Source organism: Psychrobacter sp. 2Y5, assembly GCF_051847375.1.
Classification (GTDB): domain Bacteria; phylum Pseudomonadota; class Gammaproteobacteria; order Pseudomonadales; family Moraxellaceae; genus Psychrobacter.
Genome location: NZ_JBPYDA010000008.1, coordinates 75,485 through 89,374, shown reverse-complemented (window position 1 = coordinate 89,374; position 13,890 = coordinate 75,485). Strand labels below are relative to the sequence as shown.

12 protein-coding genes are annotated in these 13,890 nt (G+C 43.9%); 11 read left to right on the top strand and 1 reads right to left on the bottom strand.

The genetic code is table 11. The annotated features are described in order from the left end of the window. The first annotated feature begins 175 nt into the window (after positions 1-175). The 3 genes from ACS8E3_RS09540 (at position 176) to ACS8E3_RS09530 (ending at position 2,311) form a co-directional block, all read left to right on the top strand. Positions 176-946 (top strand): hypothetical protein, encoded by a 771-nt coding sequence (locus tag ACS8E3_RS09540; RefSeq protein WP_439243829.1) that lies wholly within the window; start codon positions 176-178, stop codon positions 944-946. A gap of 70 nt (positions 947-1,016) precedes the next feature. Then, positions 1,017-1,634, top strand: a complete 618-nt coding sequence (locus ACS8E3_RS09535) for a hypothetical protein (protein ID WP_439243666.1) — start codon at positions 1,017-1,019, stop codon at positions 1,632-1,634. Between the two features lie 104 nt (positions 1,635-1,738). After that, complete coding sequence (locus ACS8E3_RS09530) at positions 1,739-2,311, top strand: hypothetical protein (RefSeq protein WP_439243663.1); 573 nt, start codon at positions 1,739-1,741, stop codon at positions 2,309-2,311. A 116-nt stretch (positions 2,312-2,427) separates the two neighbouring features. Here the strand turns inward: ACS8E3_RS09530 and rluB are convergent, their stop codons facing one another. Then, the gene (gene rluB / locus ACS8E3_RS09525) at positions 2,428-3,345 is read right to left on the bottom strand and encodes a 23S rRNA pseudouridine(2605) synthase RluB (protein ID WP_439243661.1); all 918 of its coding nucleotides are present in this window, start codon (positions 3,343-3,345) and stop codon (positions 2,428-2,430) included. Between the two features lie 343 nt (positions 3,346-3,688). On the opposite strand from rluB, the gene ACS8E3_RS09520 reads away from it, so the two are divergent. The 8 genes from ACS8E3_RS09520 (at position 3,689) to rfbA (ending at position 13,889) form a co-directional block, all read left to right on the top strand. Further along, entirely contained in the window at positions 3,689-4,762 is a 1,074-nt protein-coding gene (locus ACS8E3_RS09520) for a polysaccharide biosynthesis/export family protein (protein WP_439243658.1), read from the top strand. Between the two features lie 45 nt (positions 4,763-4,807). Then, positions 4,808-5,236, top strand: a complete 429-nt coding sequence (locus tag ACS8E3_RS09515) for a low molecular weight protein-tyrosine-phosphatase (RefSeq protein WP_439243656.1) — start codon at positions 4,808-4,810, stop codon at positions 5,234-5,236. A gap of 31 nt (positions 5,237-5,267) precedes the next feature. Continuing rightward, a complete protein-coding gene (locus tag ACS8E3_RS09510; RefSeq protein ID WP_439243653.1) occupies positions 5,268-7,547 on the top strand; it encodes a GNVR domain-containing protein in 2,280 nt (759 codons plus the stop codon). 119 nt (positions 7,548-7,666) lie between these two features. Continuing rightward, on the top strand, positions 7,667-8,944 hold the full coding sequence (gene tviB / locus ACS8E3_RS09505; RefSeq protein ID WP_439243650.1) for a Vi polysaccharide biosynthesis UDP-N-acetylglucosamine C-6 dehydrogenase TviB: 1,278 nt from the start codon (positions 7,667-7,669) through the stop codon (positions 8,942-8,944). A gap of 54 nt (positions 8,945-8,998) precedes the next feature. After that, positions 8,999-10,048: an NAD-dependent epimerase/dehydratase family protein gene (locus ACS8E3_RS09500; protein ID WP_439243827.1), complete on the top strand. Its 1,050-nt coding sequence runs from the start codon at positions 8,999-9,001 to the stop codon at positions 10,046-10,048. Then, entirely contained in the window at positions 10,042-11,841 is a 1,800-nt protein-coding gene (locus tag ACS8E3_RS09495; protein ID WP_439243648.1) for an ABC transporter ATP-binding protein, read from the top strand. Before ACS8E3_RS09500 ends, ACS8E3_RS09495 begins: the two co-directional genes overlap by 7 nt. Before the next feature lie 91 nt (positions 11,842-11,932). Then, positions 11,933-12,997 carry a dTDP-glucose 4,6-dehydratase gene (gene rfbB, locus ACS8E3_RS09490; RefSeq protein ID WP_439243646.1) on the top strand — a complete coding sequence of 355 codons (1,065 nt, stop codon included), beginning with the start codon at positions 11,933-11,935 and terminating at the stop codon, positions 12,995-12,997. Continuing rightward, positions 12,987-13,889, top strand: coding sequence for a glucose-1-phosphate thymidylyltransferase RfbA (gene rfbA, locus ACS8E3_RS09485; RefSeq protein WP_439243644.1), 903 nt, complete (start codon positions 12,987-12,989; stop codon positions 13,887-13,889). The genes rfbB and rfbA overlap by 11 nt, the downstream gene beginning before the upstream one ends. The last annotated feature ends 1 nt before the right edge of the window (position 13,890 follow it).

The window sequence follows — 13,890 nt, the reverse complement described above, 5'->3', positions numbered from 1 at the left end:
AAAATCTAGACGTTCGCTTACTGGCAGGGATATAAAAAACTGTTAAGATAAGCTATTAATTGGTCGAACGCAATAACGATACTAAAGATGATAAATAGTTATCAAATAGCTAGCGATTAAAAAGCAAAAAAAAGGGCGAGGAGCAGAGTAGGTTATGGTGATAAGTTTGGCAAGAATGTTACAGTCCTTTGGACAGGAGCAAGACGATCTGCCAACATCGGCTGCCAAAAATGCGCAACAAAAGGCGGATCGTATCAGTGCTCAGGCTCAAGATGATAGGCAAAGCCATAAAATGGCTGACGATGACAATACCAATGTTAATGCCAATAATTCACAGTCGACTGCAGTCTCAGCACTTACTGAGCCCAAGCGTGCTGAGCGTATTTGCGCTGCATTAGCGCAAGTCAGTGATATTGGTACGCCAACGCCGCTTACAGATCGTTATTTAGCTAACCGCGCCCAGTGGCGCTCGCCCAATCGACCTCCTTTTGACCCTGATACATTATGGTATCTCAAACATGGACGCTGCCCGATTATGACTGAACTTGTCGATGTGGTTGATGAGGCCACCTTAAACGCTATGCCCATTGAGGCAGTTGCCATCTTGGATCGCATCAATGGCAAGCTTAAGCGCTACCGCGACTGGAGTGACGAGCTGAATGAAGAGCAACAGCAGCAGCACAATGAGCGCCAGTTTGTCATTGATAAGCTCGTTAACGAGAGTATTCCTGAGGCGCTGCGTCATTATGAGCAACTACTGCGTTTTAGTCCGCATCGAACTAGAAATAATATGGTGCAAGGGAGTATGACCGCAGGCGATATGCTGACCGATCTGTTTTTGGAGATTGATTATGAGCTTGATGAGCTCCTTGATGAGCTGCATCAAACGGTGCTCAACCGTTTGGCATCGACTCATCGTTATGTCAAAAGTCGCACGCAAAGTTAAGCGCAACTTACCGATTAACTATAAGCTTTGAAATATAAATACTATTGCAACCCTTTATAAGGATACTGCCATGACTCAAGTGACCGCCATGTTTGTGATGTTCATACTCTACGGCGTGCTCCCAGCGGCGGGATTGTATCTGGGCTATCGCGGTATTAAAAAAGTAACCGCGCCGAAGATGCTTGAATATAAGGCGATGCCGCAGCTAGGCTATATCCCTGAAAAAAGCTTACCAGCAGATGTCAAAACAGCCTTGACGCAAATCAATACTAAAGGGGAAAAACTGTGTTTGATTTATGGCGATACCAATAATGATGGTAAAATCGATGATAAAGACACCGTTACCGAAACTTATATCATGATTCAAAACTTGATGGACAGACATGTTCCGCAAGCGATTGCTGACTATCGTCGTCTTCATGATATGGATGGTCAGCGCGCTGATACCACTAAGATAAAACACTCAGATGTCACTGGTAAAGAAGCGTTATTAGAAGTGCTGAACACAGTAAGCCGTCAATTCGATGACTTACTTGATGCGTCTTATCATCAAGACGGGCAAAAGCTGCTAGTAACCAATCGCTATTTGCAACAACGCTTTGATGCTCCTGGTATTAATACCGTTAAAGCCCCAGATATAATCATAAATGACCAAGCGTTAAGCGATAAAAGCGAGTCGCAAGTCTAATTGTTAACATAAGTTTTTATTAATTCGATTGTTAGATTTAACGACAGACTCATTAAAAGGTATGGTTGAGAAGAGTAGTTTAAAAAGATAGAAGGTTAAATGACATGAGTGTACTGATAGGTGTAGGCATTGCGACGACTGTCGGCGTCATTTATATAGGAAGAAAAAGCTGGCATGCCCTACATACAGCAGTTGGTATTAGCCCTGGAGTTTTGGTTTATAAAGACCCCAACCAATCATTAGCACCCGAAAATATGCACTGGCGTCAGCTCACTTTAAACTCGCAGCATCTGGCAGCGCTTACTCAAACACAACTGCGACAGCTACAAGTTATCGATAATAGGGTAGCCGTATATAGCGACTATCAGCAAAGCTTAGCACAGCAAAACATCACCGCGACTGTGACTGAGCAGCAGTTTGTGCTGCATAAGCTCCTACATACGCGCTTGCCAGAGATGTTAGCTAGCTATTACCATTTGATTAAGCAAAATACAACTCATGATAATACTGTGACCAGTAAACACGCTAAAAGTCGGCAGTACGAAGAAGCTCAGCAGCTACTACAAGCCATGCTAAATAATATTGAGGCAAGGCTAGAGTCATTACTAGAGCAAATGCAAAACCATCATCTGCAAGACTTGCGCGTGATGAAGCAGTATATGGATAGTCAAAGTTAGTTTTCCTGATGGTTCGCAATCTAAAGTCGCAGCCTACAAAGACATAAAAAATGGCCACTGATAGTATCTATCAGTGGCCATTTTTTATGCTTAATTATTGGTTTAATAAACTTGTTTTAACGATCGCTATTACGGCTACGACCTTTACTAGCAGGACTGCCGCTACGCTTAGACTTATGACTAGTATCACTACGTTCAGCTTTGCGATTATCACTGCGCCTTGCTTTTAGCGGCTTATTCTTAATACGCTCTTGTTTATCTTTCGCCGCGCCGTGCAGACCAGTACCATGGCGTGGACGCATAGCGACTAAATCGGTCAAAGTATTAATGTCTTTTTTGTCTAATTCAATATGGCGACCTGTACGCAGCTCTTTGGGCAGATTGATAGAGCCGTAGCGCGTACGTAATAGGCGGCTGACTTTCAAGCCTTGTGACTCAAATAAGCGGCGTACCTCACGATTACGGCCTTCTTTGAGCTTGACATGATACCACTTATTCACACCTTCACCGCCGCCTTCCTTAATATCTTCAAACTGTGCCATACCATCTTCTAGCATTACGCCAGAAGTCAGCGTACGGGCAATCTCAGGCGTGACTTCGCCCAATACTCGTACCGCATATTCACGAGTAATCTCGTTAGAAGGGTGCATCAAGCGATGCGCCATTTCACCATCATTGGTAAATAATAATAGCCCAGTCGAGTTGATGTCTAAACGACCGACCATCACCCAGCGGTCGTGGGTCAGCTTTGGCAGACGCTCGAATACGGTTGGGCGGCCTTCGGGGTCATTGGCAGAGCAGATCTCGCCTTCAGGCTTATAGTAAGCGATGACTCGGCGGCGCTTTTCATTTTCGCTTGTGTATTTGATCTGACGACCATCAACGCGAATCTCATCGCCTGGGCTGACGCGATCGCCAATAGTGGCCGGACCATTATTGACCGTGACACGTCCAGATTTAATGACTTCTTCCATCTGCCGACGTGAACCAAGTCCCATACGAGCGAGGGCTTTTTGTAGTTTTTCATCTTTCATAATATATCCTTGAATCGGGTGGGTAGTTACATTTCTCAATGTAAGTTATTGATTGGTCTATTCTACGCTATTTGCGCCTTATATACACCTCATAGCTTGTGTAAGTAATAAATAACTTTTGTTGCTAATTGATGTCAGATAGTATATAAATAGAAATTATATCCATTAAATGATATATATTTTATATTCAATATTGGATAACAATTGTTTGTTAAGAAACACCTTGTGCTCTCTAGAATAGATATAAACACTTGCAATGATAGTATTTTTATATTCATAATTGTAAATATTTAGAAATCATCAATGGCTGTTATTCATAGCTATAGTTCAAAAGGGACTTATTATGCGCGGATATTTATCTCGATTCTCATTGATAACGTGTGTAGTGCTCTTTACTGTCACATCTGGGTGCACTAGCATCAGCTCTGGACTGCAAGCAGGTGACTTACCGCCTAGGGGCGCTTTTGTTGCAGAAAATGGCATCACCTTCAATGTTCAGCCGCTAAGCGTAGCCAATCTACCCGCTGAACCACTCCCAGTACTCAGCGATGAGCTTTATAGTTTAGTCAAAACCTCAGGACCGATGAACTATCGTATTGAGGCCGGAGATATCTTGAGTGTAGCACTTACGGATTATCCAAATATTAGTGCCGCTACCTCCAGTCTAACCGTTGATCAGCAGGGGTTTATACAGTTTCCGCTGATAGGCCGCCTAAAAGCAAGTGGCATGAGCGTGCCGCAGTTCACGGCCATATTACAGAGTAGGTTACAGCGCTATCTAAAATACTCAGACCCACAAGTCAAAGTCGTCAACTATCTTGGTAGCAAATTCTTTATCGATGGCGACGTTGCTAAGTCTGGCCAGTTCCCCATTGCTGATGCTCCCGTTTCCTTATACGGCGCTTTATCTATGGCCGGAGGGGCAACGACGACAGGCGATTCCAATAATATTGTCTTAAATCGCCGAGGTAAAAACTATACCTTAGGACTGCAGTCATTAAGACAGATGGGGCTATCTGCTAACCAAATCTATATCCAAGATGGCGATTCTATTCACGTCAATAGTCAGGACCGTAATCGAGTCTATGTGTTGGGCGAGTTCGGTCGAATCGCCCCAGTCGCTATCCCTGAGCAAGGAATTAGCTTATCGCAAGTACTGGGAGAATCAAGCGGTCTCAACTCGAATACGGCCGATGCAGCCAAAGTCTATATTGTCCGTGATAATCCAAGGTATAACTATACAGATATCTACTATGTCGATATGAAGACGATTACTAGCTTAGCACTAGCCAATCGCTTTGCGATGCAAGCCAACGATATTCTCTATGTGGATCCTACAGGGCTGACTCGCTGGAACCGTATACTCAGCTCATTATTACCTTCGACCTCAGCAGCAACTAGTCTCTCAGGACTATAGGGGATAACGATATTTTTAATAATAGACTAATAAAAGCTTAATAATATGTTTAACACTATCTTAGTCGTATGTGTCGGTAATGTCTGTCGCAGTCCTATGGCAGCAGCATGGTTAACGGAGAGGTATGCTCAGAAACATATCGAGTCAGCGGGACTATCAGCACTCATTGGACATCCAGCTGATGCTACAGCGCAAGAGGTTATGAGAACAGAGGGATTAGAGATATCTCAGCATATTGCTAAGCAAATCAATGAGCAACTGGTGATGAGCGCAGATCTGATTTTGACTATGTCGAGTAATCAGACCAAATGGTTGGAGAGACAATGGCCGCATTGCCGCGGTAAGACTTTTCGGATTGGTCATTGGATAAATAAAGACATCGCTGATCCTTATCAGCATGACCGAGCAGTATTTGAAAGGACCAAAAAAGATATCGTTGAGAGCTTGGAAACATGGACTAAAAAAATAAGCTGAACGATCAATACTCACGGATGAAGGCATAGTTATGGATACCAACTCAAAAGATTTGTCTAGACAGAGTGCCGACAATGATAATGATCTACTAGGGGTAATTTTTGTATTGCTACGCGGCTGGAAAATTATCGTTCTGTTTGCGATATTGGGCTTAATAATAGGGATATTATATGCTCGCTACGAAAACCCCACCTTCAAATCAGATGCCCTGATTCAGATTGATGAGACTTCCCAAAACGTATCAGGTCTAGGATCGAATATAGCAGAGCTGTTGCCACCGGATGATAGTACCGTGCAGGCTCAGATTGAGCTTATCAGATCGCGTATGGTGTTAGAGCCCGTTGTTGATTTGCTGCATTTAGGTATTCGGTTAAATGATCCTGCAGTGAGTCAAATCGATCGTATCATAAACAATCAAACCAACGTGCAGATGAATACCGCTGAGGGCGTGGTACTTGAGACCAGTAATGGACAAGTACAAGTTGATCAGTTCAATGTATCACAAGACTATCTCGATAAACCTTTTATGCTATCCAGAACCGATACTGGCTTTATTTTGAGTATAGGTAGTGAGCAATTTAAAGGACAGCTCAATAAAGCCCATCGTTTCAAAGGTGACTCTGGTCTCATTGAAATTACCGTCATGGATTTACCGACTGGCGACTATCCTATCACTATTACTAAGCAATCGTTACAAATCACCACCGACTCTATCAATAGCGCCTTATCGGTAGTAGAAAAAGGCACCAAGACCGGGATTATTGAGCTGTCTTTATCAGGACTCAATCAAGAGCAGGCCAGCTTAACCTTAGAACAAGTGGTGCTGTCTTATATCGCCCAGAACCAAAGCCGTAGCTCAGAACAAACGATCAATACTATCGAGTTTATGGAAGAGCAAATTCCAAAATTAAAACAGGAACTAGAAGCCTCAGAAGCTATATTTAATAAGTTTCGTGAGAACTCTGGCACTATTGACGTGGCACAAGAAGCGTCAATATTACTCAGTGAAAATGCAGGCATTGATACCCAGATTGGTGAGCTTAAGCTTAGAAAAGCAGAACTCACTACTTACTACACCAATGAGCATCCTTTGGTCATCCAGATAAACGACCAACTAAGAGTACTGAACGCCAGAAAACAAGAAATCGACAACACTATCAACGAGCTACCAGAAGTACAAAGAGAGTTTTTGACCCTCTCTGAGGATGTCAATATCAATAGAGAGATCTACCTCACTATCCTCAAAAACTACGAGCAACTAAAGATTGTGAAAGCGGGCGAAGTCAGCGATGCTCGTATTATTGATCTACCTATTAATACCTATAGAACGATCACCCCAAAAAAGCAGCTCATCATGCTGCTGTCGACCTTATCAGGGGCTCTGGTAGGTGCTTTATTAGTCTTCATCATGAATTTGCTTAGAAACGTCGTCAAAGATCCTGAGCGTATCGAGTCTAAAACAGGGGTGCCCGTTGTCGCCACCATTCCTCGCTCTACGGTGCTATCGCGCTTAAGCACCAACAAACAATCTGCGCCTCGTATGCTAGCGCATATTGATAATAGTAGTCTGAGCTATGAAGCCATTAAGAGCTTGCGAACGAGCCTGATATTGAGCACGCCAACTGCGGTTGCAGATAGCCAAGAGGCCAAATTATTTTTGGTCACAGGGGAGAGCCCAGGCGTTGGCAAGTCGTTCATCTCTGCAAACTTAGCGGAAGTCTTCGCTCAGCTAAATAAAAAAGTATTAGTTATAGATGCTGATATGCGTATGGGCGAGCTGCATAAGATTTTTGGTCTGTCTCAATATGAGGGCTTAGCGGATTATCTGTCGCTTGACGAGAGTACAGAATCCTCTAGCGGCCCTAACAATAGTAGCGCCGCGCAAATCAGAAAGGAAGTTGGAGTTAAGCATCACTCTGATTTTGCCCTTGAGAATTTCATTCATCCTAGCGGCATGGAGCATATTGACTTTATACCGCGCGGCAAACATCCCAATAATCCGGCCTCGCTACTGATCAGTGACAAGTTCGATGCTTTATTAACTGCTTTAAAGTCTCAGTACGACTACATTATCATCGACTCGCCACCGGTATTGGCGGCATCAGACGCTATGGTGATCGCTCAACACGCCGATCAAGTGCTGATGGTCACTCGATATGATAATTCGATGGAAAGACAGCTCACTTATGCGGTTAAGCAAATGTATAAATCTGATATCCAAGTCGATGGCATCATTCTCAACGATGTCAAACAAGGTCTTATGAGCAAGTATAGCTATCATTACAGCTATGCCTACGGCAACAATAAATAATATAGAGCAGGAGTGTCGCGATTAGATCTGCAATTAAGCTTTAACTAAGCTTATAAATGGGGCTTATAAATAAGACATATCAATTAGGCGTTTTAGAAATAATGAGGTAATAGATCCTTATGATAACTATAAATAATCTAAAAATTGCGGTGATAGGTCTGGGCTATGTGGGCTTGCCGTTAGCCGTTGAATTTGGCAAGCAGCATTCGGTGATAGGCTTCGATATCAATGCTAGCCGCATTGCGGCGCTCGATAGCGGTACCGACCATACGCTAGAAGTCAGTGAGGAAGAGCTGGCGGTAGCGATACATCTGCGTTATAGCTCAGATATCAATGAGCTTAAGGACTGTAACTTCTTTATCGTTACCGTACCTACGCCTATCGATAATTCTAAACAACCTGATTTAACGCCGCTGATCAACGCCTCTAAATCTATAGGGGCGCTACTAAAAAAAGACGACATTGTCGTTTATGAATCGACAGTCTATCCAGGCGCAACTGAAGAGGTATGTATTCCGGTGCTAGAAGAAGTCTCTGGACTCGTCTTCAATAAAGATTTCTATGCTGGCTATAGCCCTGAGCGCATCAATCCAGGTGATAAAGAACACCGAGTGACCAATATCTTAAAGGTAACGGCAGGCTCGACCCCAGAAATCGCCGATTTTATAGATGAGGTTTATAACTTAATCATTACTGCCGGTACGCATAAAGCGGCAAGTATTAAGGTTGCAGAAGCGGCAAAAGTCATTGAGAACACGCAACGAGATGTCAATATCGCGCTGATTAATGAGCTAGCGGTTATCTTCAATAAAATGGGTATAGATACCGAAGCAGTACTAAAAGCTGCGGGTACCAAATGGAACTTTTTACCGTTTCGTCCGGGCCTCGTTGGCGGGCATTGTATCGGTGTCGATCCTTATTATCTGACTCATAAGGCGCAAGCTATCGGCCATAACCCCGAGATTATATTGGCGGGTCGGCGTTTAAACGACAGTATGGGTGAGTATGTGGTGACCCAACTGGTCAAAATCATGATTAAAAAGCGCATCCAAGTCGAAGGGGCGAAAGTTTTGGTCTTAGGGCTGAGTTTCAAAGAAAACTGCCCTGATGTGCGTAATACCAAAGTCATCGATATCGTCCATGAGCTCAATGAGTACAATATCGAAGTCGATGTCTATGATCCGTGGATAGATGCTAATGAAGCTCAGCGAGAATACGGTATTACTCCTATTGCGCAGCCTATCGCCAATCAATACGACGCTATTATTTTAGCCGTCGCTCATGCACAGTTTGTAGAGATGGGAGTAAAGGTAATGAGAGATTTTGGCAAAAATAATCACGTCCTTTATGATTTGAAGTATCTGTTCAGTAAAGAAGAAACCGACATGCGCCTTTAAGGCATTAAAACTAATAACACGCTCAAAGCCATAGGGAATATATTGACTATGACAGTGACCGCCTATCAACAAGTGACGCAAGCGTTAGCCCATGAGCCCAAGACTTGGCTGATCACCGGGGTAGCGGGTTTTATAGGCTCAAACCTACTCGAGACGCTACTGCTATTGGATCAAAAGGTGGTGGGACTAGATAATTTCGCCACTGGTTTTCAGCATAATCTTGATGAAGTACAAGGTTTAGTCAGTAGCGAACAATGGCAAAGATTTCGTTTTATTGAGGGAGATATCCGTAAGCTAACGGACTGTCAGAGCGTCTGCGTCGATATCGATTATGTATTACATCAAGCGGCGTTAGGCTCAGTGCCGCGCTCTATCGCTGATCCGATCAATACCAACGATACCAATATCTCCGGCTTCTTAAATATGCTAGTCGCGGCTCGCAATGCTAAGGTGACAAGCTTCACCTATGCCGCTAGTAGCTCTACTTATGGTGATCATCCGGCCCTGCCGAAAGTCGAAGACACTATCGGTAAGCCATTATCCCCTTATGCGGTGACGAAGTATGTCAATGAGCTCTATGCCGATGTATTTGCTAGTACTTATGGCTTTCATACTATTGGCCTGCGCTACTTCAATATTTTTGGCAAGCGCCAAGCTCCTGATGGCGCTTATGCGGCAGTGATTCCTAAATGGACGGCGGCGATGATCGCCGGCGATGCGGTCTATATCAATGGCGACGGTGATACTAGCCGTGATTTTAATTTTATTGAAAATGCGCTACAGGCTAATATCTTGGCAGCAACCGCTAACGATGAGGCTAAAGATCAAGTTTATAACGTAGCAGTCGGTGGCCGTACGACGCTGAATACTTTGTTTACCGCATTAAAAGAGAACTTAGCGATTAATGGGGTGGATTACGTACGAGATCCTATTTATCGCGACTTCCGTGAAGGGGATGTGCGTCATAGTCAGGCGGATATTAGTAAGATTCAACACGCATTGGGTTATGCGCCGCAGTTTGAGGTGATTGCCGGCATCGAAAAAGCCATGCCTTGGTACGTTAGTTTTTTACAAAACCGCTTGCCGTTGGATAAATTATGTTGACTATCATCAAGCAGCTGTTTGCTCTGCTGACAGATGAGCAGATAAGGCATTTTTATGTCTTACAAGTCTTAGTAGTGATTATGGCTTTTACCGAACTGTTAGGGATAGCTTCTATTGCGCCTTTTATGGCTCTGATTGGTGATATGAGCATACTGGAGACTAATGGCGTTTTTGCCCAGTTGTATCAGCTATCTGGTCTTAACGACCCCATGGATTTCTTGTTTTATACCGGTGTATTTGTCTTAGCTATGCTAACTTTTTCTACGGTGGTTTCTATGTTTACGATTTGGAAGCTGTCTATCTTTGGCGCCCGTATAGGGACGGAGCTTGCTGATCGCCTCTATACTTATTATATGCAGCAAAGCTGGCAATTTCATGCCAGTGGCAGCAGTGCCCAGCTGACCAAGCAGGTCTCTACCGAGGCGGCACGTATTAGTAATGGCATCATACAGCCGCTGGTGCGGATGAATGCCAAGCTGGTTTTGGCGCTGTTTATCTCTGTCAGTATCGTGATTTATGAGCCACTTATTGCCCTTTTAGGCTTATCTATATTTTCGTTAGCCTACTTTTTACTTTATAGACTGGTCCGAAAAAAGTTAGTGAGTAATGGTCAGAAGCTCTCTAATGTGTCGACTCAGCGTTTTCGGCTGATGAACGAAGGCTTTGGCGGTATTAAGGATGTGCTATTGCTCAATCGTAGCCATGATTTTATTGAGCGTTTTTATGACAGTGGTAAGGTCTTTGCCCGTGCGCAAGGGACCAATATCGCTATTAGCCAAGTACCGCGCTACTTTATAGAGCTCATAGCCTTTGGGGCGATGATTTCACTGGTGCTGGTACTGATCAAACTGCACTCGGGTAATTTAGGGGAGGTGCTACCTATTTTAGCGGTTTATGCGCTAGCTGCTTTTAAGCTCCTACCCGCTTTGCAGCAGATTTATGCCAGTGTTTCTACCATTAAAGGTAATGTCGCCGCTTTTGAAGCGGTAAAAGAGGACTTAGAGCGCTCATTCGAGAATCAAAAGACCCTTATTAATACTCCGATGCCGACACCGATTAGTCTGCACAAGAGCATCACTCTAAAAGAGATAGAGTTTCGTTATCCCGGAAAAGAGGTAGCGGCAGTAGACGGCGTCAATATGACTATCCCTGTCAATAGCGTGATAGGTTTGGTCGGTTCTTCCGGCTCTGGCAAGTCTACTTTAATCGATTTACTGCTCGGCCTGCTGACCCCGCAACACGGTAGTCTGTATGTCGATGATATTCGTATTACTGCGAATAACAAGCGGGCTTGGCAAAACTTACTAGGCTTTGTACCGCAGAGTATATTTTTGAGCGAAGGCACTATTACTGAAAATATTGCCTTCGGTGTTCCGAAGAAAAATATTAACCTAGAGCAAGTCAATAAAGCGTTAACTCTAGCCAACCTCAATGAGTTAGTTGAGCAGCTGCCAGAAGGTGTCAACACAAAAGTAGGCGAGCGCGGGGTAAAGCTCTCAGGAGGTCAACGTCAACGTATCGGCATTGCGCGCGCGCTCTATCATGAAGCGGAAGTATTGGTCTTTGATGAAGCCACTAGCGCCCTTGACGGCATAACTGAAAAGATAGTGATGGATGCTATACATGAGTTCAGTGGCAAAAAAACCATCATTATGATTGCTCATCGCCTAAAGACGGTACAGAAATGTGATCTTATCTACTTTATGGAGCACGGGGAAATAATAGATCGTGGCACTTATCAAGATCTAGTAGTACGTAACTTAAAATTTAAGGAGATGGCGAAACACGCTTGACGAGACTAACGGCAGATCTAGAAGCTATCTTTATGCTCACAGTTGCTCAGAGCGCTTATTTTAGGGGTATATCAATAAGAGGGTGGAAGCTATGAAGATATTAATTACTGGCGGTGCAGGCTTCATCGGCTCTGCGGTGATCCGCCATATTATTAACAATACCGATAATGAGGTGTTAAACATCGATAAGCTGACTTATGCGGGTAATTTAGAGTCACTAGTAGATATCGACCAAAACGCCAGGTATCAGTTTCAACAGCTAGATATCTGTAACTCCCAAGCATTAGAGGATGTCTTTAATCGTTTTCAGCCTGATTTGGTGATGCACCTTGCCGCTGAGTCCCATGTCGATCGCTCCATTGATGGTCCAGCAGAGTTTATTACTACTAATATTGTCGGCACTTATACTTTACTAGAGGCTGCTCGTCAGTATTGGCAAAGCCTTGATGAGGCAGATAAATCTCGTTTTAGGTTCCATCATATCTCAACCGATGAGGTATATGGTGACTTAGCAGGAACAGAATCGCTATTTGTTGAGTCTACTCCTTACGCACCAAGCTCCCCTTATTCTGCCTCAAAAGCCAGTGCCGATCATCTGGTACGGGCATGGCACCGTACTTATGGTCTACCTATTATTGTTACTAATTGCTCAAATAATTATGGGCCGTATCATTTCCCAGAAAAACTAATTCCTTTAGTTATCTTAAACGCTTTGGATAATAGCGCCTTGCCGATCTATGGCAAAGGTGATCAGATCCGCGATTGGTTATTCGTAGAGGATCATGCGCGGGCGCTTTATAAAGTGGTGACAGAGGGCAAAGTCGGCGAGACTTATAACATTGGTGGCCATAATGAAAAACAAAACATCGAAGTCGTCACCACCATCTGCCAAATCTTGGATCAAAGACAGCCTCGTGCTGATGGCGCTAAATATGAGTCACTAATCCGCTTTGTCAAAGATCGTCCTGGTCATGATTTGCGCTATGCCATCGATGCTAGCAAGATGGCCAATGAGCTGGGATGGACGCCGATAGAGACTTTTGAGAGTGGTATTGAAAAAACGATTAGCTGGTACTTAGAGAATCTAGCATGGTGCCGGCGAGTACAAGACGGTAGCTATCAACGCAAACGACTAGGAGTACATCATGAGTCATAATACGAAAGGCATTATTCTAGCGGGCGGTTCTGGCACTAGGCTCTATCCTTTAACTCAAGGGGTGAGTAAACAGCTAATGGCAGTCTATGATAAACCTATGATTTTTTATCCGCTCTCAGTGCTGATGCTAGCGGGTATCAAAGAGATTTTGATTATTACTACGCCGGAAGATGCCTCACAATTCCAACGCTTATTAGGCGATGGTAGCCAGCTCGGTATTTCATTGCAATATGCGCAGCAGCCAAGCCCTGATGGCTTAGCGCAAGCGTTTATCATTGGTGAAGAGTTCATTGGTAAAAGTGACGTTTGCTTAATACTAGGGGATAATATTTTTTATGGTCATGGCCTAGTCAAAATGTTGCAGCAAGCCCAGGATAATGTACGAGATCACCAGTATGCAACCGTATTTGGTTATTATGTCAAAGATCCCAATCGCTACGGCGTGGTTGACTTTGACGATACTGGCAAAGCTTTGAGTATCGAGGAGAAACCTGCAGCACCAAAAAGCTCTTATGCCGTAGTAGGCTTGTACTTTTATCCAAACTCAGTGATAGAGATTGCCAAACAAGTCACCCCATCACAGCGCGGCGAGTTGGAGATCACCACAGTAAACCAGACTTATCTAGAGCGTGGACAGTTGCATGTCAAGCTTATGGGCCGAGGGTTTGCATGGCTAGATACGGGAACTCACGAGAGTCTAATAGATGCCAGTAACTTCATCCAAACGATAGAGAATCGACAAGGGTTAAAAGTCGCTTGTCTTGAGGAGATTGCTTTTGAAAAAGGCTATATAAACCGTGAGCAGCTACTGGCATTAGCCGAACCTCTGCATAAAAATCAATATGGCCAATATCTGATCAGACGAGCTAATGAAAGAAAGGTAGGGTACTAAT